This window comes from Mycobacterium neglectum, from assembly GCF_002591975.1.
GTDB lineage: Bacteria > Actinomycetota > Actinomycetes > Mycobacteriales > Mycobacteriaceae > Mycobacterium > Mycobacterium neglectum.
Window position 1 is genome coordinate 82,520 of the sequence record NZ_NVQE01000007.1, and the last position, 19,426, is coordinate 101,945.

Consider the following 19,426-nt stretch of genomic DNA (forward strand, 5'->3'; position numbering starts at 1 on the left):
GCCGTACCCCTGTAGTCACTCTCTTAGTTGTAGTACCGTCTGGGTCATGGCCAGCTCGAACGTCTGGATCCTCGGCGGTTATCAGAGCGATTTCGCCCGCAACCTGGCGCGCGAGGGACACGACTTCGCCGACCTGGCGGCCGAGGTGGTGAATTCGACACTCGCGGCGGCCCAGGTCGAGGCATCAAGTATCGAGGTCGTGCACCTCGGAAACGCCTTCGGAGAGATGTTCGCCCGCCAGGGACACCTCGGCGCTATGCCCGCCACCGTGAACGGCGGTTTGTGGGATACGCCCGCCTCCCGGCACGAAGCCGCATGCGCCTCAGGCAGCGTCGCGACGCTGGCGGCCATTGCGGATCTCCGATCCGGTGCATACCGAACCGCGCTGGTCGTCGGCGTCGAATTGGAGAAAACGGTGCCCGGGGACACCGCCGCCGAATACCTCGGCGCCGCCGCGTGGACCGACCACGAGGGCACCGACGCCAAGTTCATGTGGCCGCACATGTTCGACAGAGTGACCGCCGAGTACGACCGCCGCTACGGCATCGACGAGGCCCACCTGCGCGCGATCGCCCAACTCAACTTCGCCAATGCACGGAACAACCCCAACGCACAGACGCGGACGTGGACGGTTCCGGATCCGCTCACCGACGACGATGACACCAACCCCATCGTCGAGGGCCGGCTGCGCCGCTTCGACTGCAGCCAGATGACCGACGGCGGCGCCGGGATCGTCCTCGTCACCGACGAATGGCTGCGCGACCATCCCAACGCGCGTCCGATCGGGCGGATCGACGGTTGGGGGCATCGCACCGTCGGCCTCGGACTCCAGCAGAAGTTCGACCATTCCGCCGATGATCCGTATGTGATGCCCCACGTGCGGCGGGCGGTGCTCGACGCGCTCGACCGGGCTCAGGTCACCCTCGACGACGTCGACGGTTTCGAGGTGCACGACTGCTTCACCCCCAGCGAGTACCTGGCCATCGATCACATCGGCCTCACCGGGCCCGGCGAGTCGTGGAAAGCGATCGAGAACAACGAGATCGAGATCGGCGGACGGCTGCCGATCAACCCCAGCGGCGGCCTGATCGGCGGCGGGCACCCCGTCGGCGCCTCCGGTGTGCGGATGCTTCTCGATGCCGCGAAGCAAGTCAGCGGCGGCGCGGGCGACTACCAAGTCGAGGGCGCAAAGACGTTCGGCACGTTGAACTTCGGCGGGAGCACCGCCACCACCGTCAGTTTCGTCGTGAGCGGAGTATGAGATGAGTGCGAACGTAGAGGTCGTCGGCAAGTACCTGTCCACGCTGCCCGAGGACGACGACCATCCGTACCGAACCGGCCCGTGGCGTCCACAAACGACCGAATGGGACGCCGACGATCTGCAGGCCGTCGAAGGTGAGATCCCGCACGACCTGGACGGTGTGTACCTGCGCAACACCGAGAACCCGTTGCATCCGGCGCTGAAGTTCTATCATCCCTTCGACGGAGACGGCATGGTGCATGTCGTCGGATTTCGTGACGGAAAGGCGTTCTACCGCAACAGGTTCGTGCGCACCGACGGCTTCGTCGCCGAGAACGAAGAAGGCGGCCCACTGTGGCCCGGCCTGGCCGAACCCATACAGCTGTCGAAGCGCGACTACGGCTGGGGCGCAAGGACGTTGATGAAGGACGCGTCGAGCACCGACGTCATCGTCCACCGCGGCAGAGCGCTGACGAGTCATTACCAATGCGGCGACATGTACCGCATCGACCCCTTCACCGGTGACACGTTGGGCAAAGAGGACTGGGGCGGCGGCTTCCCCTTTGACTGGGGAGTCTCGGCGCATCCGAAGGTCGACGACCGCACCGGCGAGTTGCTGTTCTTCACCTACAGCAAGGAGGCGCCGTACATGCGCTACGGCGTCGTCGACGACGCCAACGATCTGGTGCACTTCACCGACATTCCGCTACCAGGCCCGCGACTCCCCCACGACATGGCGTTCACCGAGAACTACGCCATTCTCAACGACTTTCCGCTGTTCTGGGATCCGAAACTGTTGCAGGCGGGCGTCCATCTGCCCGGGTTCCACCGCGACATGCCGTCTCGGTTCGCGGTCATCCCCCGTCGTGGCGGGTCCGATGAGATCCGCTGGTTCGAAGCCGACCCGACGTTCGTGTTGCATTGGGTCAACGCCTACGAAGACGGCGACGAGATCGTCCTCGACGGATTCTTCGAGGGCGACCCGAATCCGGTCGACACCCTTACGGGCGACAAATACAAGAAGGCGTTCCGGTATCTCGCCCTCGACGGGTTGCAAACCCACCTGCATCGCTGGCGGTTCAACCTCGTCACCGGAGAGACGCGCGAAGAGCGACTGTCGGATTCCACCACCGAATTCGGCATGATCAACGGCGGCTACGCCGGCGACAAGTACCGCTACACGTATGCCGCAACGGGTAAGCCGGGATGGTTCCTGTTCGACGGACTGGTGAAGCACGACCTTGCTACCGGCGTCGAGGAACGGTTCGCCTTCGGCGACGGCGTCTACGGCAGCGAGACCGCAATGGCGCCGCGCGTCGGGAGTGCCGCAGAGGACGACGGCTACCTGGTGACGCTCACCACCGACATGACCGACGACGCCTCGTACTGCCTCGTGTTCGACGCGGCCCGAGTCGCCGACGGACCCGTATGCAAACTTGCGCTACCGGAACGGATTTCCAGCGGGACACACTCCACGTGGGCACCCGGGGCGGAGCTGCGACGCTGGCGCAACAGCGATACCGCGGCCGGCGCGATCGGCCTGTAGGTGGCCGAGCCCGGGCCCAACGCCGTCGCGCGCATGCTGGGGCTGCTCGGTGACGAGTGGACGCTGCTCGTCGTCCAGCAAGCACTCCTCGGCATTACACGGTACGGCGACTTCCGGACGCGACTGCCCATCTCGAACTCGGTGTTGACGGCGCGGCTACGGTCGCTGACCGACGCGGCACTGCTGGAACGTCTTTCCTACCAGTCGAATCCGCCCCGGTCGGAGTACGTCATCACCGAACGCTCCCGGTCGCTGTGGCCGATGCTGGTGTCGATCTGGGAGTGGGAGCGGCACTGGGTGCCCGACCACAGCGATCCACTACCCGGCATGCGCCACACCCCCTGCGGCGGTGACTTCACCCCTGTGGTCACGTGCGGCTCGTGCAGCGAGGCCGCGAGTGAGAAAGACGTTGTCGCGCAGTGGGGGCCGAGCGGCTCCTGGCCACGCTCGATACCTGGGGCGGCCACCCGGCGACGCTCTGCGTCCGATCAGGCCGCGGGACTGTTCCCCCAGACGATGAGCGTCATGGGAAACCGCTGGGGTTTCGCACTGCTGGTCGCGGCATTCGTCGGAATGAGCCGCTTCACCGATTTCCAGACGCAGCTGAACGCCCCTCCCGGTTCGATCACCGACCGGCTGTCGATTTTCACCGGCAACGGGGTGTTCCAGGTGTCCGACAACCGGTATCGCCTGACCGAGAAGGGCCGTGCCCTGTTCCCGGTTCTGGTGACCGCGCTGCACTGGGCGCAGCGCTGGTACCCGGCACCCGAAGGGCCCGCGGTGATCCTTACGCACACGACGTGCGGAGGCGAGTTCACCGCGGTGCTGCAGTGCGATCAGTGCTCAGAACCGCTACGCGGCGCGCACGTCCAAGCGACCTGAAAAAGTTGCGGAAAAATTCTGGCACTCTCCCTATGAGAGTGCTAACCTCGCAGGTGCACAGTGATTTAGTCGCCCGCCAGAGGGGCGGGCTCTGAGTGACATAGGAGGTGGATTGCTGTGCTTCGTTTTGATCCGTTCAGTGACCTTGACGCGTTGACCCGGGGACTGCTGACCAGCCAGACCGGATCAACTCGCACCCCTCGGTTCATGCCGATGGACCTGTGCAAGATCGACGACCATTACGTGCTGACCGCGGACCTGCCTGGCATCGACCCGGGATCGGTGGATGTCGACGTCGACAGCGGCACCCTCACGATCTCCGCGCATCGCACCGCCCGATCAGAGGATGCCGTCCAGTGGCTCGCCAATGAGCGCTTCTTCGGCACCTACCGGCGACAGCTTTCCCTCGGGGAAGGCATTGACGCGACGGCGATTTCGGCGACATACGAGAACGGCGTGCTCACCGTGACAATCCCGGTCGCCGAGCGCGCCAAGCCGCGCAAGATCGAGATCACTCACAGCGGCCGCCAACAGTCGATCGAGCCAACCACCGTCGATTCCGAGTAGCCGCTCACTCGAGACTGCGGGCAGATCGCCAATTAGAGACGAATCGCGATCTGTCCGCAGACTCGACGTGCCGAGAAGACGTCAGCCGTGACGGTTCAGCCGGTACAGCAGGTTGTTCCGCACGGAGGGCCACTCGATATCCAGGATCGAGTACACGACGGTGTCGCGCCGCGACCCATCGGCCAGCACCTGGTGACTGCGCAGGACGCCGTCGAGTTTCGCGCCCAGCCGCTCGATCGCGCCGCGACTGGTGAAATTGAAGAAGTGCGTACGGAATTCGACTGCTACACAATCCAGCTCGTCGAAGGCGTGGCCGAGCATCAGCAGCTTCGTCTCGCTGTTGACCCCGCTGCGGCGCGTCGACTCCACGTACCAGGTGTTGCCGATCTCCAGTCGTCGGTTGACCGGGTCGACGTTCATGTAGCTCGACGAGCCGACCAACGTGCCATCCAGCCGGCGCACCACCATCGTCAGTCCGGTATCGGGCGCCTGCACCGCCAAGCGGGCGTCGACCCACCGCTCGACCGTTTCCGGGGCAGGTGCGGCGGTGAACCAGAGGCGACCCAGTTCACCGTCGGCGGCAGCCGCACTGATCTCCGGAACATGGTCGCGGCTAATCGGTTCCAGCGTCACCCAGCGGTCCCCGGTCAATGAGACCGGTTCGACGAACCCGCTCATGTCGTCCGACCGGTGGAAGCCGACCACGCGGCGATCATCGCCAACACCGACAGCAACGCCGCCGCGATCGCCACCGCGACGCCGATGTAGAGGCCGTATCCCGCCGACACCGGGGTGTACACGTAGAGCCGGTAGTAGAACACGGTGAGCACCACCAGGAGCACCGAAATAGCCAGCGCTGCCGACGATGCCACCCGAGCCGACAACCCGCGTGCCGCCATCGCTCCCGCCACGATCAAGGTCGCTGCCAGCAAGACGATGAGCTGACCGACGCCGAAGCCGGCTAGCCGGTTCCGCAGTTCATCCATATCGCCGACGACGCCACCGACCGCGCTGGCGCGCGCACCATCAGCCGTCAACCAGGGCAACCACGCATTGACCACGAGGACCGCTGCACACAGTGCGACCAGCCAACCGGGACGCAGGCGCGACATGAACCGAGACTACGGTATTGCCATGACCGAACTGCCCGACTGGGCGCGCCACCTCGACATGGCCCCTCACCCCGAGGGCGGCTGGTACAAGGAGACTTGGCGCAGCGAGTTGACGGTGCCCCAATCGGCACTTCCGCTGGACTACACCGGCCCGCGCAGTGCGGGAACGGCAATCCTGTTTCTGCTCATGCCGGGCCAGCAATCGGCGTGGCACACCGTGCGCAGCGCCGAGGTGTGGCTCTACCACTCAGGCGGGCCGCTGCTCCTCGAGTTCGGCCCCGAACAGGACACCGCCACAACATATCTGCTCGGCGCGGACATCCTCGCCGGCCAATCCCCCCAAATTGTCATTCCGCCGGGTCACTGGCAGCGCGCCCGCCCGCGTGACGACCAGCCGTGCCTCGTCAGCTGCGTCGTGGTGCCTGGATTCGACTTCGCCGACTTCGCTCTCGGGGCGTCTACCGACTGAGCAGATCGACCGCGGCGGAGACCAGTTCGGCGTTGCCCGGTGTCAGCGAACCATCCGGCAGGCGAACCGTGTCCTCCAGTCCGATGCGGGTCTGCACGCCGCACCGGCCTGCGTGTTCCACTAAGGCCCAACAACTTTCGTCGAGCCCATGCAGCAGCACCGGTGCCGGAGACCCCACCGCCATCACCTGACTGAGCAGGGCGTCGGCGGTGGCGATATCACCGTCGCCCTGCAGTTCGATCATCACCCGCATGCAGTGTGCAGCGATGTCGGAGGCCGCCCACGAGGCCGCCGCCTCGGCGTGGAAGATGCCGACCTCGACGCCCAGGCCCTTGCCGAGCAGCAACTCAGCGAGCGCTTCGGCGCCTGGTTCATGCCAGTTCACCGAGGCGAAGTCGGGCAGCTCGCTCCACCGATCGACGGCACGCAGCCGGGCGTCGGCGTCGGGCAACGCCCAGTAGCCGGTCGTCACACCCAGGGGCAAGCCGGGAACCGCGTGACGTACCGCCGATACCGCGGCGTCGACGACGGCAGGCTCCAACGAATCGACGCCGTCGGCGGTCTTGGGATGCATGTGCACAGCCTTGGCACCCGCCTGATGCGCGGCGAGCGCCTCGGCGGCCAGTTGATCCGGCGAGACCGGAAGGTTGGGGTGTTGGTCGGGAGTGCGAGCACCGTTGATGCACGCCTTGACGTAGGTCTTGGAGGGCATCACCCCATCTTTGCAGCGACCGGCGCACAGAGTCAGAGTCGGCCGGCGCGCAGCTTGTCGAGTAGCCGTCGATCCCGCTTGGTCGGCCGCCCCGCACCCCGGTCGCGGACCGCGACCGCAACCGTCTCGGTCGGCTCGGGTTTGGGCGTTCGGTCGAGGAAGCAGGTCGCTGCATCGGCGGCACCGACGCGCTTCTGGATCACCCGCACCACCTCGACGACCCGCGTGGTCTGACCCACCAGTGCGCGGACCTCGTCACCCGGTGCCACCGTGGTGGCCGGCTTGGCCGGCCGCCCGTTCACCCGCACGTGCCCACCCCGGCACGCGTCGACGGCGGCGGGTCGCGTCTTGACGAGCCGGACCGACCACAGCCAGCGATCCACGCGCGTCGACTCCACGCCATCCATCATGGACCAAGTAGTGGGGGCCGCGCGATTGAAGGACAGCCGCTTCTGGCACTCATCCCGCCGCGATAGGAGATCCAGAGATCAGGGGTTGATCATTGTTTCGCCGGCGCCCGCGATCGCAAACTTCGCGCTGCGGAAGTCACCGATCCCCGCTTGTGCGTCTCCACCATCGGTCGCGATGGCACCGTTGTAGAGATTGCTTTGGCCATTTATCCCAGCCTTCGCAATGCCTCCGTTTTTGACCGTGGCAATGTTGAATCCGCTGGTGACGCCGGAAGTCCCGGCACTCGCGGCCCCCCCGTTTTCGACCGTGGCCGTGTTTTCACCGTTGAAGGCGCCCGTCCCGGCTGTCGCAGCCCCTCCGTTTTCGACCGTGGCCGTGTTTCTTCCGTTTCCGTCGCCGTCAGTCCCAGCACTCGCAGCCCCACCGTTTATGACCGTGGCCGTGTTACCACTGTTTTGGGAGCCACGTACGCCGGCCTCCGCTGACGCGGCAATCAGTGACGCGCCGCTCGCGCTAGCCGTGTTCCCCGTGTTGTCGTCACCGTTGGTGCCGGCTTGTGCGCGCCCACCGCCGGTGGCGTTCGCAACGTTGTTGTTATTTCTGACGCCCAACGCGCCGGCGTGGGCCTCGCTCCCATCACCGTCAGCGGTCGCCGTGTTGTTATCGCTGTCGCCTGCGCAGTACGAACAGTCACGACTGCCGGCGTTGGCTACACCCCCCATGGTCGCGTGAGCGGTGTTGCCGGTGAAATCATTCCCGTTGGTTCCTGCGGTGGCCAAGCTTCCCTCGCCGACGGCAGTAGCTATGTTGCCCCTGTTGTTGGTGCCATATTCCCCAACTCTCGCAGTCCCTCCGTTTTCGGCCGTGGCCATGTTGCCGTCGTTGTCGTCGCCATTTGAGCCGGCCCATGCTGACGTCGGATTCGCTGACGCGCCCGCGGTCGCCGTGGCGGAGTTGTTGTCGCTATTGGTGCTGCCGGAGGCAGCTGCGGCAGTGGCACCCACGCCGTTCGCGCTCGCGGTGTTGCTGTTATTCCCGGACCCGACTGTGCCTGCAGCGGCGAGACCACCGTTGAGTGCGGTGGCTCTGTTCCCCGTGTTGTCGTCACCAGACCCGCCGGCTTCTGCGGTACCGCCGCCGGTGGCCTCCGCAACGTTGTTGTGATTTCTATCGCCCGATCCGGCGTAGGCCTTGCTTCCCACGCCGTCAGCGGTCGCCGTGTTGTTGTCGTTGTCATCGCCGCCAGCCCCGGCTGCGGCAGTCGCGTCCGCGCCGTTCGCGCTAGCGGTGTTGCCGTCATGACCGGAGCCGAAGCGGCCTGCCACGGCAACACCACCGTTGAGTGCGTTGGCTCTGTTCCCCGTGCTGTCGTCACTATTGGTGCCGGCTTGTGCGATCCCGCCGCCAGTGGCGTTCGCAACGTTGTTGTTGTTTCTGCTGCCCGCGACTCCGGCGTAGGCCTGGCTCCCATCACCGTCGGCGGTCGCCGTGTTGTTATCGCTGTCGCTGCCGCCGCACGAACAGTCACCGGCGCCGGCGATGGCGATACCGCCCATGGTCGCGTGAGCAGTGTTGCCGGTGCTATCGCTTCCGTCGGTTCCTGCGGTGGCCAAGCTTCCGGCGCCGGCGGCAGTAGCGATGTTGCCGGTGTTGTTGTCCCCGAATGCACCCGCTTCGGCCTGCCCTCCACCGCTCGCCGATGCCTGGTTGCCACTGTTCCGTTCGCCGCCGTACCCGGCGTAGGCCTCGCTTCCGAACCCGACGGCACTGGCAATGTTGTTGTCGTTGTCGTTGCCGCCCTGGCAGCCGCAGTCACCGCTGCCGGCGACGGCGACACCGCCGTAATTGGCGAACGCGCGGTTGAAGTCGTTGTCATCACCGGCATTTCCCGCGGTCGCCGTGCCGCCGTTGAACGCCATCGCGCGGTTGTAATCGTTGCCCTGCCCGTCGCCGCCCGCTTCGGCCGTCGCATTTGTTCCCCACGCGAACGCCCGATTGCCGACGCCGCCGCTTGCCCTCGCAGACGCATTGACCCCGATGGCGATCGCATAGCTGCCCCACCCGCTCGCATACGCGTGCGAACCCGCACCGATCGACAGCGCGAACGAACCCCACCCCGTCGAGCTGAAGGTGAAATCACCGATCTTGATCATGAAGAGAATCGGCGGGTCGGACTGCACCGCCGCGACCGACACCAACGCATTGGCGGTCTGCAACGAATCGGCGGACTGCAGAGTGACGTCTTCGGTTTCGGTGCGCCGGGTCAAGGCAAACAACGCCAACATCGCCGACGACTCGATCGGATCAGTCGGGCCCGGCGATTCGCCCGGATCCACACCACCACCCACAAGTCCGGTCGAAACTATGACCAACGAGGGACCCTCGTTGTCCTCGACGATCACCGAACCCGTGGACGTCAGCAACTCCGTCGGATCCTCGTCGGGGGGCTCGATGACCAGCGGCGTGCTCGGAGGCAACGGCGGCGGCGGCTCGATCACCACTTCGTCCTCGACGACGAGAGGTCCCGGCGGATCCAGAACCTCTACCGGGACGTCCTGCAGTGGCGTGTGGTCATTGCCGTTCGGCAAGTCGACAAGCTCGACCGGAACCTCATCGACCAGAGATTCAACGACGGGCAACTCCGACCCGGGGACCTCAGCGTCCTTGACGTCCGCGTCCTTCGCGTGGACGTCCGCGTCGGCATCCATCGCGCCGACGTCCTTTTCGTCGGCGTCTTTCTCGTCGGCGTCTTTCTCGTCGGCGTCTTTCTCGTCGGCGTCGCTACCGGAATCTTGGGCGTCGTTGTCCTCAGGGGCATTGTTCGACGGGTCGCGGGGCGAGGAGTCCGAGGTCGACTCCCCCTCGGTTGTCGCGAACGCCACCGCGGGCAGGCCCACAATCGCCGCGCCGACACCCAACGCCACCGCCAACGCACCAACCCGACCGATGTGCTTCGCACAACTCATCCACGCAGCATATGGACAAGATCAATGTTTAGCCATCACCGCGTATGAGCGACACAAAATACTTTTTGAAGCTAGTTTTTCTACGACGTCAAAAATTGCTGACGCCCACTTCCCAGCAAACGAGTCGACACCCCAACTACACCCGACCCTTGCCTTATTGTGACCTTATATATGCCTTATTTTTCTTAGAGATTCGTGTACGGTGGGACCCCAGGCGCACGCAGCACTGCGACGGAAGGAAGCCGACATGCATCACGGACCTACACGAATCGTCCTGGTCACCGGCGGATCGAGCGGCATCGGCGCGGAAATCGCGCAGCAAGTCGCCAGCCCCGACACCCACGTCGTCGTGAACTACCGCAAGCGAGCCGAGCGGGCCGAGTCAATCGCTGAGGCCATTCGCAGCGCAGGTGGGCATGCGTCGACGCTGCGCGCCGACATCGCCGACGAGGCCGAGTGCGCCGCGATGATCGACACCATCGCGGACCGCTTCGGACGCCTGGACGCCGCGATTCTGAACGCGTCGGTCGGCACCGCGTCGGGCGCCGATCTCGGTCATGCGAAGCGCCTCAACCGCGACGCCCAGCGACGTATTGCGCTCAAGACTGTGCCGCTGATGCCGGTCGGTGGCCGCATCGTCTTCGTCACTAGCCACGCCGCCCATTTCTTCCCCCATCGGGCTGTGCCGAAGGGGCAGACGGCCGTCGCCGCGAGCAAGTGGGCGGGCGAAACCGCGCTGTACGCATTGCGGTCGGAGTTCCGCCGCGCCGGTGTGCATTTCACGGTGGTGTCCGGCGATGCCGGCGACAAGACATTCGCGGGCGCGATTGCCAAGGCCGCCAACACCGCGAACCCGTCGGGGATCGTGTACGTCGGCGGCGCTGACTCGCTGATGATCGCCTAGGCGCTCACTGCAGCGACGAGAGGTTGAAGAAGAACCAACTCGGATCGACATCCATTGCCACGCTGCCGAGAAGGTTCTCACCATCGAAACTAGCTGTGCTGTAGCGGAATTCGTCACTGTTCGACGCTGCCTCGATGGTCCGGTTGAACACCGCCGCGTCAGAGACTCATCGCGCTAGGAAGTGATCCCCAGGACGCGCAGCGCGTTCTCCTTGTAGATCAGCGGAATCACCGCGGGGTCGACGTCGAGTTCGTCGAAGTCCCGGCGCCAGCGGTCCAACTGGATATAGGGATAGTCGGTTCCGAACAACACCTTCGTCCGCAGCTGCCGGCTCGCGGCACGCACCAGTTGCGGCGGAAAGTATTTCGGCGACCACCCCGACAGGTCGATGTAGACATTCGTTTTGTGCGTCGCGATCGCGATCTGAGAGTCCACCCAGGGGACCGCGGGGTGCGCCATCACGATCGTCATGTCCGGGAAGTCGGCGGCGACGTCATCGAGCAGCATCGGATCCGAGTAGCGCAGTTTGATGCGGTGCCCGCCCGGCAGTCCCGCGCCCATGCCCGTCTGTCCGGTGTGAAAGAGCGCGGGTACGCCTGCCTCGGTGATCGCCTCGTAGATCGGATAGAACTTGCGGTTGTTCGGTTCGAAGGCCTGCATGCTCGGATGGAACTTGAAGCCCCTGACCCCGTAGTCGCGGACGAGTTCGTGTACGCGGTGTACCGCGCGGCGCTCATGCCACGGGTCGACGCTGCCGAACGGGATCAACACGTCGTTGTTGCGTACCGCCCCGGCGATGAGGTCTTCGATCGAGTTCGGCACGTGCCGCATGCCGGTGCGCGCATCGATGGTGAAGACGACCGCAGCCGTGTTGTGTCTGCGGTACTCGTCGGCGAGTGCGTCGACGCTCGACAGCGCGCCAGGTCCGCGCTTGAAGTAGCGCCCTACCGCGTCGACCAGTTCGTCGTCGTACGCCTTGTGGCCGTGGCCATCGACCTCGACGTGCGTGTGGATATCAATGGCCGCGACCCGGTCGAAATCGATTCCGTACTCGTACTTCTCGCCCATATGCGCAGTCTAGGGCGCGGTGTAGCGTCAGCGGCGTGACGGTCTATGCGCTCAACCTCTTCGACATCGCCGACCGCGACGAATACCTCGCGTACTCCAAGCGCTCCCCGCAGGAGGTGGCCAAGCACGGCGGCCGCGTCGTCGCGCTCGGTCAGTTCAACGACTCGATCACCGGCGACATCGAGCCACGCAAGGTGCTGATTCTCGTCGAATGGGACTCACGCGAAGCGTTCGACAGTTACTGCAACGACCCCGAACTCGCCGATCTGCACGCACACCGGGAGAACGGGTCGTCGTCCTACATCTGGCACCTCTTCGACCGCCTCGACGATCTGCGACCGCTGCTCAAGCCTTAGCAAGCCTTAGGCCGGTGAGTAGCCGAGAGTGCCCTTGATCTCCAGGTACTCGTCGAAGCCGTACTCACTCCATTCACGGCCGTTGCCGCTGCGCTTGTAGCCACCGAACGGCGTGTTCAGGTCGAACGCGTGGTTGATGGCGACCTGGCCCGCGCGGATCCGGCGTGCCACCCCACGCGCCGCCTCGATGTCGGCCGCCGAGACGTACCCTGCCAGCCCGTACTCGGTGTCGTTGGCGATTTCGATCGCGTCGTCGAGGTCGTCGTAGTCCAGGATGCACAGCACCGGCCCGAAGATCTCCTCGCGCGCGATCGTCATGTCGTTGGTGACGTCGGCAAACACCGTCGGCCTGACGTAGTAACCGGTCTCGAGACCGTCGGGTCGGCCGGGACCGCCCGCCACGACCGTGGCGCCCTCCTCGATGCCCTTCTGGATCAGGCCCTGGATCTTGTCGAACTGCGCCTTCGACGCCACCGGACCGATGGCCGACTTGTCCGCGAGGTCGCCGACTGTCACCTTTTCGGCCGCGGCCTTCGCGGCGGCGATGGCTTCGTCCTTGCGGGACTTCGGTACCAACATCCGCGACGGTGCATTACAGCTCTGCCCCGAGTTCGGCATCATCGCCGCCACACCGACGGCGACGTTCTGCGCGAAGTTGTCGTCGTCGAGCACGATATTCGGACTCTTGCCGCCGAGTTCCTGCGTCACCCGCTTCACCGTCGCCGCCGCATTCCTGGCGACGTCGATGCCCGCCCGCGTCGAACCGGTGAAGGACACCATGTCGATGTCGGGATGGCTGGACAGCGCGGCGCCGACGCCGGCGCCTTCACCGAAGACCATGTTGTAGACACCCGCCGGCGTGCCGGCCGCATCCATGATCTCGGTGAAGATCTGTCCGGAGTAGGGCGCGACCTCCGACGGCTTGAGCACCATCGTGCAGCCCGTCGCCAGCGCAGGAAACACCTTGCAGGCGATCTGGTTGATCGGCCAGTTCCACGGAGTGATCAGCCCGCACACGCCGATCGGCTCCTTGAAAATCATCGCAGCGCCGCGCGGCACTTCGAATTCGAAGTTCTTGAGCGCGTCGATGGCACCGTTGAGATGCCCGAGGCCGAGATACACCTGGGTGCCCGAGCCGAGTGACGGTGGCGCGCCCATCTCCTCGGAGACGGCCTCGCCGAGGTCGGCGGCCCGCTTCTGATACTCGGCCAGGATCGCCTGCAACAGATCGAGGCGCTCTTCGCGGCTACTCACCGACCAGGTGGCGAAGGCCTTCCTGGCCGCCTTCACCGCCTTGTCGACATCGGCCGCGGAGCCGATCGCGATCTTGCCGGACACCTGCTCGGTCGTCGGGTTGTCGACGTCCAGGGTCTTCGGCTCGATCGGGTCGACCCACTGGCCATCGATGTAGAACTTCAGATATTCGCGCATGAGTTCACTCTTCCTTAAATGCTTGCCGTTTTTCGCGGTTCGACCGCGGCGCTTACTGGGTGCCTTCTGCATACCAGGTGCGGAATCTGTCGTACTTCGGCATCTCCTCGGAGTTGGCCTTGGGGTCGATACATACGTGCACCACACCGACTTTGCCGCTCGCGTAGGCGCGGGCGATGGCCGGTCCGATCTCATCTTCCTTCTCGACGAATTCGCCGTGGCAGCCGAAGCCCTCGGCGATCTTGTCCATCCGGACGTCCTTGCTCCAGTGCACGCCGGGCTGCGGCGACGGCTGGGAGAACGTGCGCTTGTAGACACCCACCTCCAGGCCCCACTGATGGTCGACGCCAACGACGCACACCAGCGGGAGATTCAGCCGGGCCGCGGTCTCGAGCTCGGCGATATGGAACAGGAATGCCGAGTCGCTTGTCAGCAGCATCACCGGCCGCTTGCCGCCCTCGGCAACCGATGCGCCGACCGCATAGGGCAGGCCTGTGCCGAGATGACCGAAGTTCTGGTTCCAGATCACGTCGCGCGGCTTGGACTGCGAGTACGTCCACTGGAAGATCACCGTCGCGCCGCCGTCGCGCACCATGATGCCGTCCTCGAGCTCCTTGAACGCCTTGGTGGACTCGACGACATACCGCGCCGGATGAATCGGCGACCGTCCCGACGGCGCATTCTCGGCCAACTGCGCGAGTTCGTCGGCATCGGCTTTGACGAGCTTCTCGAGGTTGGCCGACGGCGCGCGCGGGGTGTCGCGCAGCGCCTCGACGAGCTGCGGCACGACACCGCGCAGATCGCCTACCAGCGGTACGTCGAACTGGCGGTTGACGCCGATGGCGGCCGGGTCCTGCTCGACGTACACCCATTTGCGGTTGGCGTCGTTGCCCGCCCAGTGCTGGGTACGGCCGTAATGCATCGGCTCACCGAGTTCGGTTCCCAGCGCGACACACAGGTCGGATTCCTCGACGGCCTCGTTGGCGGCCGGCGAGAACAGGTAGGGGAACGTCCGATCCTGCAGTCCCGGGATGTACGACGTGCCTCCGGAGGTCTGGATGACGGGGCAGGCCATCAGCTCGGCCAGCTCTTTGACCTCCTGCTGGGTGCGCGACGTGTGCACGCCGTGGCCCACCAACAGGATCGGGCTCTTCGCCTCACGGATCAGCTTCGCGGCCTCGGCGACCTCACGCGCACCCGCACCTTGGTTCACGAGTCGATACCGGTTGGGCGGCAGAGGATCTGCGACATCGAGCTCGTCGAGAATCACGTGCGACGGGAACTCGATGTAGGACGGTCCCGGAGTTCCGGACATCGAGCGGCGGATCGCCTCGCGGATGATCTCGTCGGTCTGGTCGGCGTACTCGATCGAGCTGCTGTACTTGACGGAGGCCGCGAAAAGCGGTTCCTGCTGGATGAATTGGATGCGACCGCGACGCACGCGCCGCTCGGTGATACGGGCGCGCTGGCCGCCGAGGAAGATCACCGGCGAGTTCTCCACCAAGGCGCACTGGATTGCACCGGCGATGTTCGCCATACCCGGACCGAGGGTGCCGATGCACAGACCGGGCTTGCCGGTCATCCGCGAGGCCGCCTCCGCCATGAAGCCGGCGCTCAACTCGTGGTGGGGCGCCACTACCGACCAACCGCGGGCATCTGCCTCGGAGAACATGTGCACGAAGTTGGGGTCCGGGATGCCGAACAGCGTGTTGACGCCCTCGGCCTCGAACAGGTCGAGAATGCGCTTGTAGACGGGTACACCCATGTGAAACTCCTTGATTCCCTTATAGATAGCGTTGAGCTAAGTGTTTGCGATGAGCTGACGGCGAACCGAACAGTGAGCGGTTGAGGGCGGCGCGTTTGAGATAGACGTGGATGCCGCTCTCCCACGTGTAGCCGATGCCGCCGTGTAGCTGCATGGCCTTGCCCGCGATGTCGACGGCCGATCCGCAGGCGTGTGACTTGGCCATGGCGGCGGCGACATCGGCGTCGGGGTCGTCGTCGACGATGGCTTGGACCGCGGCGCCGACGAGTTGGCGCGACACCGAGATGGCGACGAGCATGTCGGCGCACGCGTGCTTGACGGCCTGAAACGAGCCGATCGGCCTGCCGAACTGCTCGCGCACCTTCGCGTAGCCCACCGTCGCGGTCAGCATCGCCTCCGACACACCCAGGCTGTCGCACGCGACGGCCACCGCCGCCCGATCACGCAGTCTTTGCACCGCAGCGGCGGGATCCCCATCGAACTGCAGCACCTCAGCGGTGTCGGTCGCCGTGACCGTGGCCAGTCTGCGTGTCTCGTCGAGCACCGGCCTCGCGGTGACGGTCGGTGCACTGACTGCGACGCCGCCTTCGGTGAGGACGAGGATCCGGTCGGCACCCTCGGCGTCGGGCACAAAATCCGATTCGATCGCGACGGCCAGCCTGATCGCCCCGGACGCCACGTCGGTCAGCAGTTCATCACGAGTATCGCTGGGCTGCAGCGCCTTCAATGTGCCGACCGCCAGGACAGCGCTACCGAGATAGCTGTTGGTGTTTGCGGCGCGTCCTATCTCCTCGCAGACCACCGCAGTTTCAGCGAACGTCGCACCGGCGCCTCCGAACTGTTCTGGCACTTCCAGCCCGACCCAGCCCGCGTCGACGAGCACCGGCCAGCCTACCGCGCGGTCCTTGGCCAGCAAATCGCCTGCGATTGAGCGCAACTCGTCGTGGAACTCGGAATAGTCGGCGGCCATCAGACGGCACTCGGTTCTCGCGGAAGGCCCAGCCCGCGCTCGCCGATGATGGTGCGCTGGATCTCGCTCGCCCCACCGGGGATCGTCCACTCCCACGACCCGATGAAGTCGAGCATCCAGGCGCCGGACTCCCAGCCGCTGGACATCGGCTTGGCCAACTCGGTGTGGGCGGCCAGTCCCCCGACCTCCGCGCCGAAATCCGTCATCCGCTGCAACAGCTCGCTATAGAACAGCTTGACGATGGATGCGTCGGCGGGGCCGGCGGTACCAGCCTCGGCGGACTCGACGACTTTCCTGCACAGCCCGCGCAGGCCGGTGAGCTCGATCTCAAACTGTGCCAGTCGATCCGCCACGATCGGATCGTCGACCGGGCTGCTCTCGAGTAGCCACTTGAAGCCGGCATTACCGAGACGCTCGGCGAGTTCGAGCATCGTCATGCCACGTTCCGCGCCGAGTGTTGCCTGGGCGACCTGCCATCCCTGGTTCTCGGTGCCGATGAGGTTGGCGGCGGGGATGCTCACATCGTTGAGGAACACCTCGCAGAAGTGTGAATCCCCGATCGCATTGCGGATCGGCCGCACGTCGACGCCGGGTGTCGTCATATCCAGCAGGAAATACGAGATGCCCTTGCGTTTAGGGGCGTCGGGGTCGGTGCGGGCCAACAACAGGCACCAGTCGGCGTGCATACCGCCGCTGGCCCAGAGCTTCTGGCCGTTGACGATGAAGACGTCACCTTCGCGTCGCGCGGTGGTGCGCAGGCCGGCAAGATCGGACCCGGCCTCGGGCTCCGAGAAGCCCTGCACCCAGATCTCCCCGTCGAGTATCGCCGGAAGGTGACGACGGCGCTGATCTTCGGTACCGGCGACCAGCAGGGTCGATGCCGCGTGGTGGATCCCGACGAACGCGAGCACCAGCCGCGGCGCGTCGTGGGCGGCCAGCTCCTGGTACAGCACCACCTGCTCGGCCACTGAGAGACCGCCGCCCCATTCGCGGGGCCAGTGCGGGACGGCGAAGCCCGCGCTGCGCAACTCGGCGAACCACGACTTCTGGAACGCGACGAATTCCTCTTCGGTGGCGCCGGTTTGGGCCTGACGCCAATCGCTCGGGATGTGGTCAACGCACCACGCGCGCACACTTTGCCGAAACTGAGCTTGTGCAGGAGAATCCCCTGAAAACTCTCGCATATCTTCAGTTTCGCCGGTCATGAGGTGGCCCGTAGCTGATCCATGGCACGGGCTACCGCGACACCGTCGTCGAACGAGGGAGTGATCTGCGTGCCGGTCCGGACCGCTTCGACGACCTCGCCGAGAAACGCCGACAATGCCGGTGGCGGCGACCGCCGTGGCGCGGGCGGGAATTCGAACGTCTGCGGGTCCTCACCCGGCCGATGGACGACCAATGTCGTGTCTGCGCTCAGTTCAATAGAGCCCCCGCTGCCGAGCAGCGTCGCACGTGGTGCGAGGGGAACCGCCGCGGCGAAGCCGGTGTCGTGCGCGGCGGTGCAGCCATTCGCCATCGTGAACCATGCCGAATACGCATCCTCGGCTGTCGCCTCGCGCGGCGATCCGTCGATGCGGGTCACTCCACCGCAGTCGGCGACCTCGCTGTTGAACAGCCACCGGGTGAAGTCGATCAGATGCGATCCGTAGGCGCCGATCCAGCCGCCACCGAGCTTACGGTCGTTGATCCAACCGAACTTGCGGCCACGCAGTCCGCTGCCGTAGAACGTCCAGTTCAAATGTATTGGTGTGCCGATGATTCCATCGTCAGCGAGCTGCTTGACCTTCGCCCACGACTCGTTGTAGCGGAACTCGAAATTCAGGAAGTGCAGCACCCCGTCTGCGCGTTTCCGCATCGCCTCGGCCTCGGCCGCGTCGCGCCCGAACGGTTTGTCGCACAGCACCGCGTGCCCGTGGTCGATTGCGGCGCTCACGTGATCGACGTGCATGAAGGGCGGCGAGTGCACCGAGACCAGGTCGACGTCCGACGCCATGGCGTTCTGCACCGCGACGACGTCACGCGGGCTGATCACCTCGACATCGAGTCCGAGGCTCTCGTAGACCGGGGCGGCGGCGTGCTTGCCGAAGCCGGTCCCGATGACGGCCACCTTCATGCGAAGAGTCCCGTCAGACCCGATCCGCCAACCCGGCGGGTCAGTTCGTCGCGCGTCGCCGAAAGGCCCAGCGGCAATCGGCGCAGCGGCTGGCTGTAGCGCGACAGCCACGACAGTGTGGTCTCGTCACAGAACCCGACCGCACCATGCAGCTGGTGACACACGCGGAAGACGATCTCCGCCGCCTCGATGGCCGACATCCTCAGCGCCAGAGCGTCGTTGAGCGCATCCGGCCGCCCTGAACCGATGCTCCACAGCGCGTACTTCGCGAGGATGTCCACCCCGCTGCGCTCGACCTCGGCGTCCGTCAGCTGGAACTGCACACCCTGGAATGACGACAGCGTCTGCCCGAACTGCTTGCGCAGGCTGATGTGCGAGATGGTGAGCTCGATCGCGCGATCCAACATTCCGAGCAACGTCCAGCACGGCAGCACCAGACCCAGCGCCACATCAGCGGCACCGGCATCGTCGATCGCGGACAGCTCGAGTTCGGTGACGAACGCAGGGCCGGCTGCACCCTGACGTGTCACCTTCGACCGTGCACCGTCCATTGTCACCGCGACCCAGCGCGATTCGAGACCCGCGATCACACCGGACGGACGGTTGTCCGCGACCACGACCAAGCCGTCGACATCGAGATCGGTGGGGGCAGCCAACCGTTCGGCGACCGGATAGGGCACCGCCCAGTAACCGGCGCTGCGACACAGCGCCGCGGCGGCCTCGAGGCCGTCGGTGTCATTGCGCGGATCGAGATCCCATGCACCGAGTCCCGCGAGCACGGGCCCCGCAAGCGACTCCCTGCCGGCGGGTTTCGCCTCCGCGTCTTGCACCAGCTGATCGCCACCGGCCGACTCGAACGCCCGAAGCGCCTGGCGACCAAACTCTTTGGCATCGTCGGATAGGTCGAGCACCAT

Annotated in this window: 20 protein-coding genes; 7 read left to right on the forward strand and 13 right to left on the reverse strand. The window is 65.5% G+C overall.

The features are described 5' to 3' along the window. The first annotated feature begins 46 nt into the window (after positions 1-46). The 4 genes from CSQ99_RS08255 to CSQ99_RS08270 all read left to right on the forward strand — a co-directional run bounded on the left by CSQ99_RS08255 (position 47) and on the right by CSQ99_RS08270 (position 4,235). Positions 47-1,261, forward strand: a complete 1,215-nt coding sequence (locus CSQ99_RS08255) for an acetyl-CoA acetyltransferase (protein WP_099038572.1) — start codon at positions 47-49, stop codon at positions 1,259-1,261. Between the two features lies 1 nt (position 1,262). Then, entirely contained in the window at positions 1,263-2,786 is a 1,524-nt protein-coding gene (locus CSQ99_RS08260; RefSeq protein WP_099038573.1) for a carotenoid oxygenase family protein, read from the forward strand. Between the two features lie 33 nt (positions 2,787-2,819). Further along, positions 2,820-3,668, forward strand: a complete 849-nt coding sequence (locus CSQ99_RS08265) for a winged helix-turn-helix transcriptional regulator (RefSeq protein WP_099038662.1) — start codon at positions 2,820-2,822, stop codon at positions 3,666-3,668. Between the two features lie 117 nt (positions 3,669-3,785). Beyond that, positions 3,786-4,235, forward strand: a complete 450-nt coding sequence (locus CSQ99_RS08270) for an Hsp20/alpha crystallin family protein (protein ID WP_099038574.1) — start codon at positions 3,786-3,788, stop codon at positions 4,233-4,235. Positions 4,236-4,316: 81 nt separating this feature from the next. Here the strand turns inward: CSQ99_RS08270 and CSQ99_RS08275 are convergent, their stop codons facing one another. Both CSQ99_RS08275 and CSQ99_RS08280 read right to left on the reverse strand, forming a co-directional pair. Further along, positions 4,317-4,913 carry a GNAT family N-acetyltransferase gene (locus tag CSQ99_RS08275; protein ID WP_099038663.1) on the reverse strand — a complete coding sequence of 199 codons (597 nt, stop codon included), beginning with the start codon at positions 4,911-4,913 and terminating at the stop codon, positions 4,317-4,319. Next, complete coding sequence (locus CSQ99_RS08280) at positions 4,910-5,347, reverse strand: hypothetical protein (protein ID WP_099038575.1); 438 nt, start codon at positions 5,345-5,347, stop codon at positions 4,910-4,912. Before CSQ99_RS08280 ends, CSQ99_RS08275 begins: the two co-directional genes overlap by 4 nt. A gap of 22 nt (positions 5,348-5,369) precedes the next feature. Here CSQ99_RS08280 and CSQ99_RS08285 point away from each other — a divergent pair, with 22 nt between their 5' ends. Further along, complete coding sequence (locus tag CSQ99_RS08285) at positions 5,370-5,816, forward strand: cupin domain-containing protein (protein WP_099038664.1); 447 nt, start codon at positions 5,370-5,372, stop codon at positions 5,814-5,816. Here the strand turns inward: CSQ99_RS08285 and CSQ99_RS08290 are convergent. The 3 genes from CSQ99_RS08290 to CSQ99_RS30930 form a co-directional block, all read right to left on the reverse strand. Next, positions 5,806-6,528: a 3-keto-5-aminohexanoate cleavage protein gene (locus tag CSQ99_RS08290; RefSeq protein WP_099038576.1), complete on the reverse strand. Its 723-nt coding sequence runs from the start codon at positions 6,526-6,528 to the stop codon at positions 5,806-5,808. The genes CSQ99_RS08285 and CSQ99_RS08290 overlap by 11 nt on opposite strands. 32 nt (positions 6,529-6,560) lie before the next feature. Next, positions 6,561-6,938 carry an RNA-binding S4 domain-containing protein gene (locus CSQ99_RS08295; protein ID WP_099038577.1) on the reverse strand — a complete coding sequence of 126 codons (378 nt, stop codon included), beginning with the start codon at positions 6,936-6,938 and terminating at the stop codon, positions 6,561-6,563. Between the two features lie 78 nt (positions 6,939-7,016). After that, the gene (locus tag CSQ99_RS30930; RefSeq protein WP_176560929.1) at positions 7,017-9,905 is read right to left on the reverse strand and encodes a beta strand repeat-containing protein; all 2,889 of its coding nucleotides are present in this window, start codon (positions 9,903-9,905) and stop codon (positions 7,017-7,019) included. 247 nt (positions 9,906-10,152) lie between these two features. Here CSQ99_RS30930 and CSQ99_RS08305 point away from each other — a divergent pair, with 247 nt between their 5' ends. Then, on the forward strand, positions 10,153-10,809 hold the full coding sequence (locus CSQ99_RS08305; RefSeq protein WP_099038665.1) for an SDR family oxidoreductase: 657 nt from the start codon (positions 10,153-10,155) through the stop codon (positions 10,807-10,809). Between the two features lie 4 nt (positions 10,810-10,813). Here CSQ99_RS08305 and CSQ99_RS30935 read toward each other — a convergent pair whose 3' ends face one another. Both CSQ99_RS30935 and CSQ99_RS08310 read right to left on the reverse strand, forming a co-directional pair. Beyond that, the gene (locus CSQ99_RS30935; protein ID WP_176560930.1) at positions 10,814-10,960 is read right to left on the reverse strand and encodes a hypothetical protein; all 147 of its coding nucleotides are present in this window, start codon (positions 10,958-10,960) and stop codon (positions 10,814-10,816) included. A 23-nt stretch (positions 10,961-10,983) separates the two neighbouring features. Next, positions 10,984-11,877: an amidohydrolase family protein gene (locus tag CSQ99_RS08310; RefSeq protein WP_099038578.1), complete on the reverse strand. Its 894-nt coding sequence runs from the start codon at positions 11,875-11,877 to the stop codon at positions 10,984-10,986. Positions 11,878-11,912: 35 nt separating this feature from the next. Here CSQ99_RS08310 and CSQ99_RS08315 point away from each other — a divergent pair, with 35 nt between their 5' ends. Beyond that, on the forward strand, positions 11,913-12,233 hold the full coding sequence (locus tag CSQ99_RS08315; RefSeq protein ID WP_099038579.1) for a DUF1330 domain-containing protein: 321 nt from the start codon (positions 11,913-11,915) through the stop codon (positions 12,231-12,233). Positions 12,234-12,239: 6 nt separating this feature from the next. Here CSQ99_RS08315 and CSQ99_RS08320 read toward each other — a convergent pair whose 3' ends face one another. The 6 genes from CSQ99_RS08320 to CSQ99_RS08345 are packed head-to-tail and all read right to left on the reverse strand — an operon-like array spanning position 12,240 to position 19,426. Then, positions 12,240-13,664 (reverse strand): aldehyde dehydrogenase family protein, encoded by a 1,425-nt coding sequence (locus CSQ99_RS08320; protein WP_099038580.1) that lies wholly within the window; start codon positions 13,662-13,664, stop codon positions 12,240-12,242. 52 nt (positions 13,665-13,716) lie between these two features. Next, positions 13,717-15,429, reverse strand: a complete 1,713-nt coding sequence (locus CSQ99_RS08325; RefSeq protein WP_099038581.1) for a thiamine pyrophosphate-binding protein — start codon at positions 15,427-15,429, stop codon at positions 13,717-13,719. Positions 15,430-15,448: 19 nt separating this feature from the next. Beyond that, positions 15,449-16,399 carry an acyl-CoA dehydrogenase family protein gene (locus CSQ99_RS08330; protein ID WP_099038582.1) on the reverse strand — a complete coding sequence of 317 codons (951 nt, stop codon included), beginning with the start codon at positions 16,397-16,399 and terminating at the stop codon, positions 15,449-15,451. Continuing rightward, the gene (locus CSQ99_RS08335) at positions 16,399-17,604 is read right to left on the reverse strand and encodes an acyl-CoA dehydrogenase family protein (protein ID WP_176560931.1); all 1,206 of its coding nucleotides are present in this window, start codon (positions 17,602-17,604) and stop codon (positions 16,399-16,401) included. The genes CSQ99_RS08330 and CSQ99_RS08335 overlap by 1 nt, the downstream gene beginning before the upstream one ends. Further along, a complete protein-coding gene (locus CSQ99_RS08340) occupies positions 17,601-18,512 on the reverse strand; it encodes a Gfo/Idh/MocA family protein (RefSeq protein WP_099038583.1) in 912 nt (303 codons plus the stop codon). The genes CSQ99_RS08335 and CSQ99_RS08340 overlap by 4 nt, the downstream gene beginning before the upstream one ends. Next, positions 18,509-19,426 carry an acyl-CoA dehydrogenase family protein gene (locus CSQ99_RS08345; RefSeq protein ID WP_099038667.1) on the reverse strand — a complete coding sequence of 306 codons (918 nt, stop codon included), beginning with the start codon at positions 19,424-19,426 and terminating at the stop codon, positions 18,509-18,511. Before CSQ99_RS08345 ends, CSQ99_RS08340 begins: the two co-directional genes overlap by 4 nt.

Bases quoted from the DNA above. Each gene is read 5' to 3' on its own strand.
- CSQ99_RS08255 (WP_099038572.1), top strand. From the start codon at position 47: ATGGCCAGCTCGAACGTCTGGATCCTCGGCGGTTATCAGAGCGATTTC.
- CSQ99_RS08260 (WP_099038573.1), top strand. From the start codon at position 1,263: ATGAGTGCGAACGTAGAGGTCGTCGGCAAGTACCTGTCCACGCTGCCC.
- CSQ99_RS08265 (WP_099038662.1), top strand. From the start codon at position 2,820: ATGCTGGGGCTGCTCGGTGACGAGTGGACGCTGCTCGTCGTCCAGCAA.
- CSQ99_RS08275 (WP_099038663.1), bottom strand. From the start codon at position 4,913: ATGAGCGGGTTCGTCGAACCGGTCTCATTGACCGGGGACCGCTGGGTG.
- CSQ99_RS08280 (WP_099038575.1), bottom strand. From the start codon at position 5,347: ATGTCGCGCCTGCGTCCCGGTTGGCTGGTCGCACTGTGTGCAGCGGTC.
- CSQ99_RS08285 (WP_099038664.1), top strand. From the start codon at position 5,370: ATGACCGAACTGCCCGACTGGGCGCGCCACCTCGACATGGCCCCTCAC.
- CSQ99_RS08290 (WP_099038576.1), bottom strand. From the start codon at position 6,528: ATGCCCTCCAAGACCTACGTCAAGGCGTGCATCAACGGTGCTCGCACT.
- CSQ99_RS08295 (WP_099038577.1), bottom strand. From the start codon at position 6,938: ATGATGGATGGCGTGGAGTCGACGCGCGTGGATCGCTGGCTGTGGTCG.
- CSQ99_RS30930 (WP_176560929.1), bottom strand. From the start codon at position 9,905: ATGAGTTGTGCGAAGCACATCGGTCGGGTTGGTGCGTTGGCGGTGGCG.
- CSQ99_RS08305 (WP_099038665.1), top strand. From the start codon at position 10,153: ATGCATCACGGACCTACACGAATCGTCCTGGTCACCGGCGGATCGAGC.
- CSQ99_RS08310 (WP_099038578.1), bottom strand. From the start codon at position 11,877: ATGGGCGAGAAGTACGAGTACGGAATCGATTTCGACCGGGTCGCGGCC.
- CSQ99_RS08320 (WP_099038580.1), bottom strand. From the start codon at position 13,664: ATGCGCGAATATCTGAAGTTCTACATCGATGGCCAGTGGGTCGACCCG.
- CSQ99_RS08325 (WP_099038581.1), bottom strand. From the start codon at position 15,429: ATGGGTGTACCCGTCTACAAGCGCATTCTCGACCTGTTCGAGGCCGAG.
- CSQ99_RS08330 (WP_099038582.1), bottom strand. From the start codon at position 16,399: ATGGCCGCCGACTATTCCGAGTTCCACGACGAGTTGCGCTCAATCGCA.
- CSQ99_RS08335 (WP_176560931.1), bottom strand. From the start codon at position 17,604: ATGACCGGCGAAACTGAAGATATGCGAGAGTTTTCAGGGGATTCTCCT.
- CSQ99_RS08340 (WP_099038583.1), bottom strand. From the start codon at position 18,512: ATGAAGGTGGCCGTCATCGGGACCGGCTTCGGCAAGCACGCCGCCGCC.
- CSQ99_RS08345 (WP_099038667.1), bottom strand. From the start codon at position 19,426: ATGGTGCTCGACCTATCCGACGATGCCAAAGAGTTTGGTCGCCAGGCG.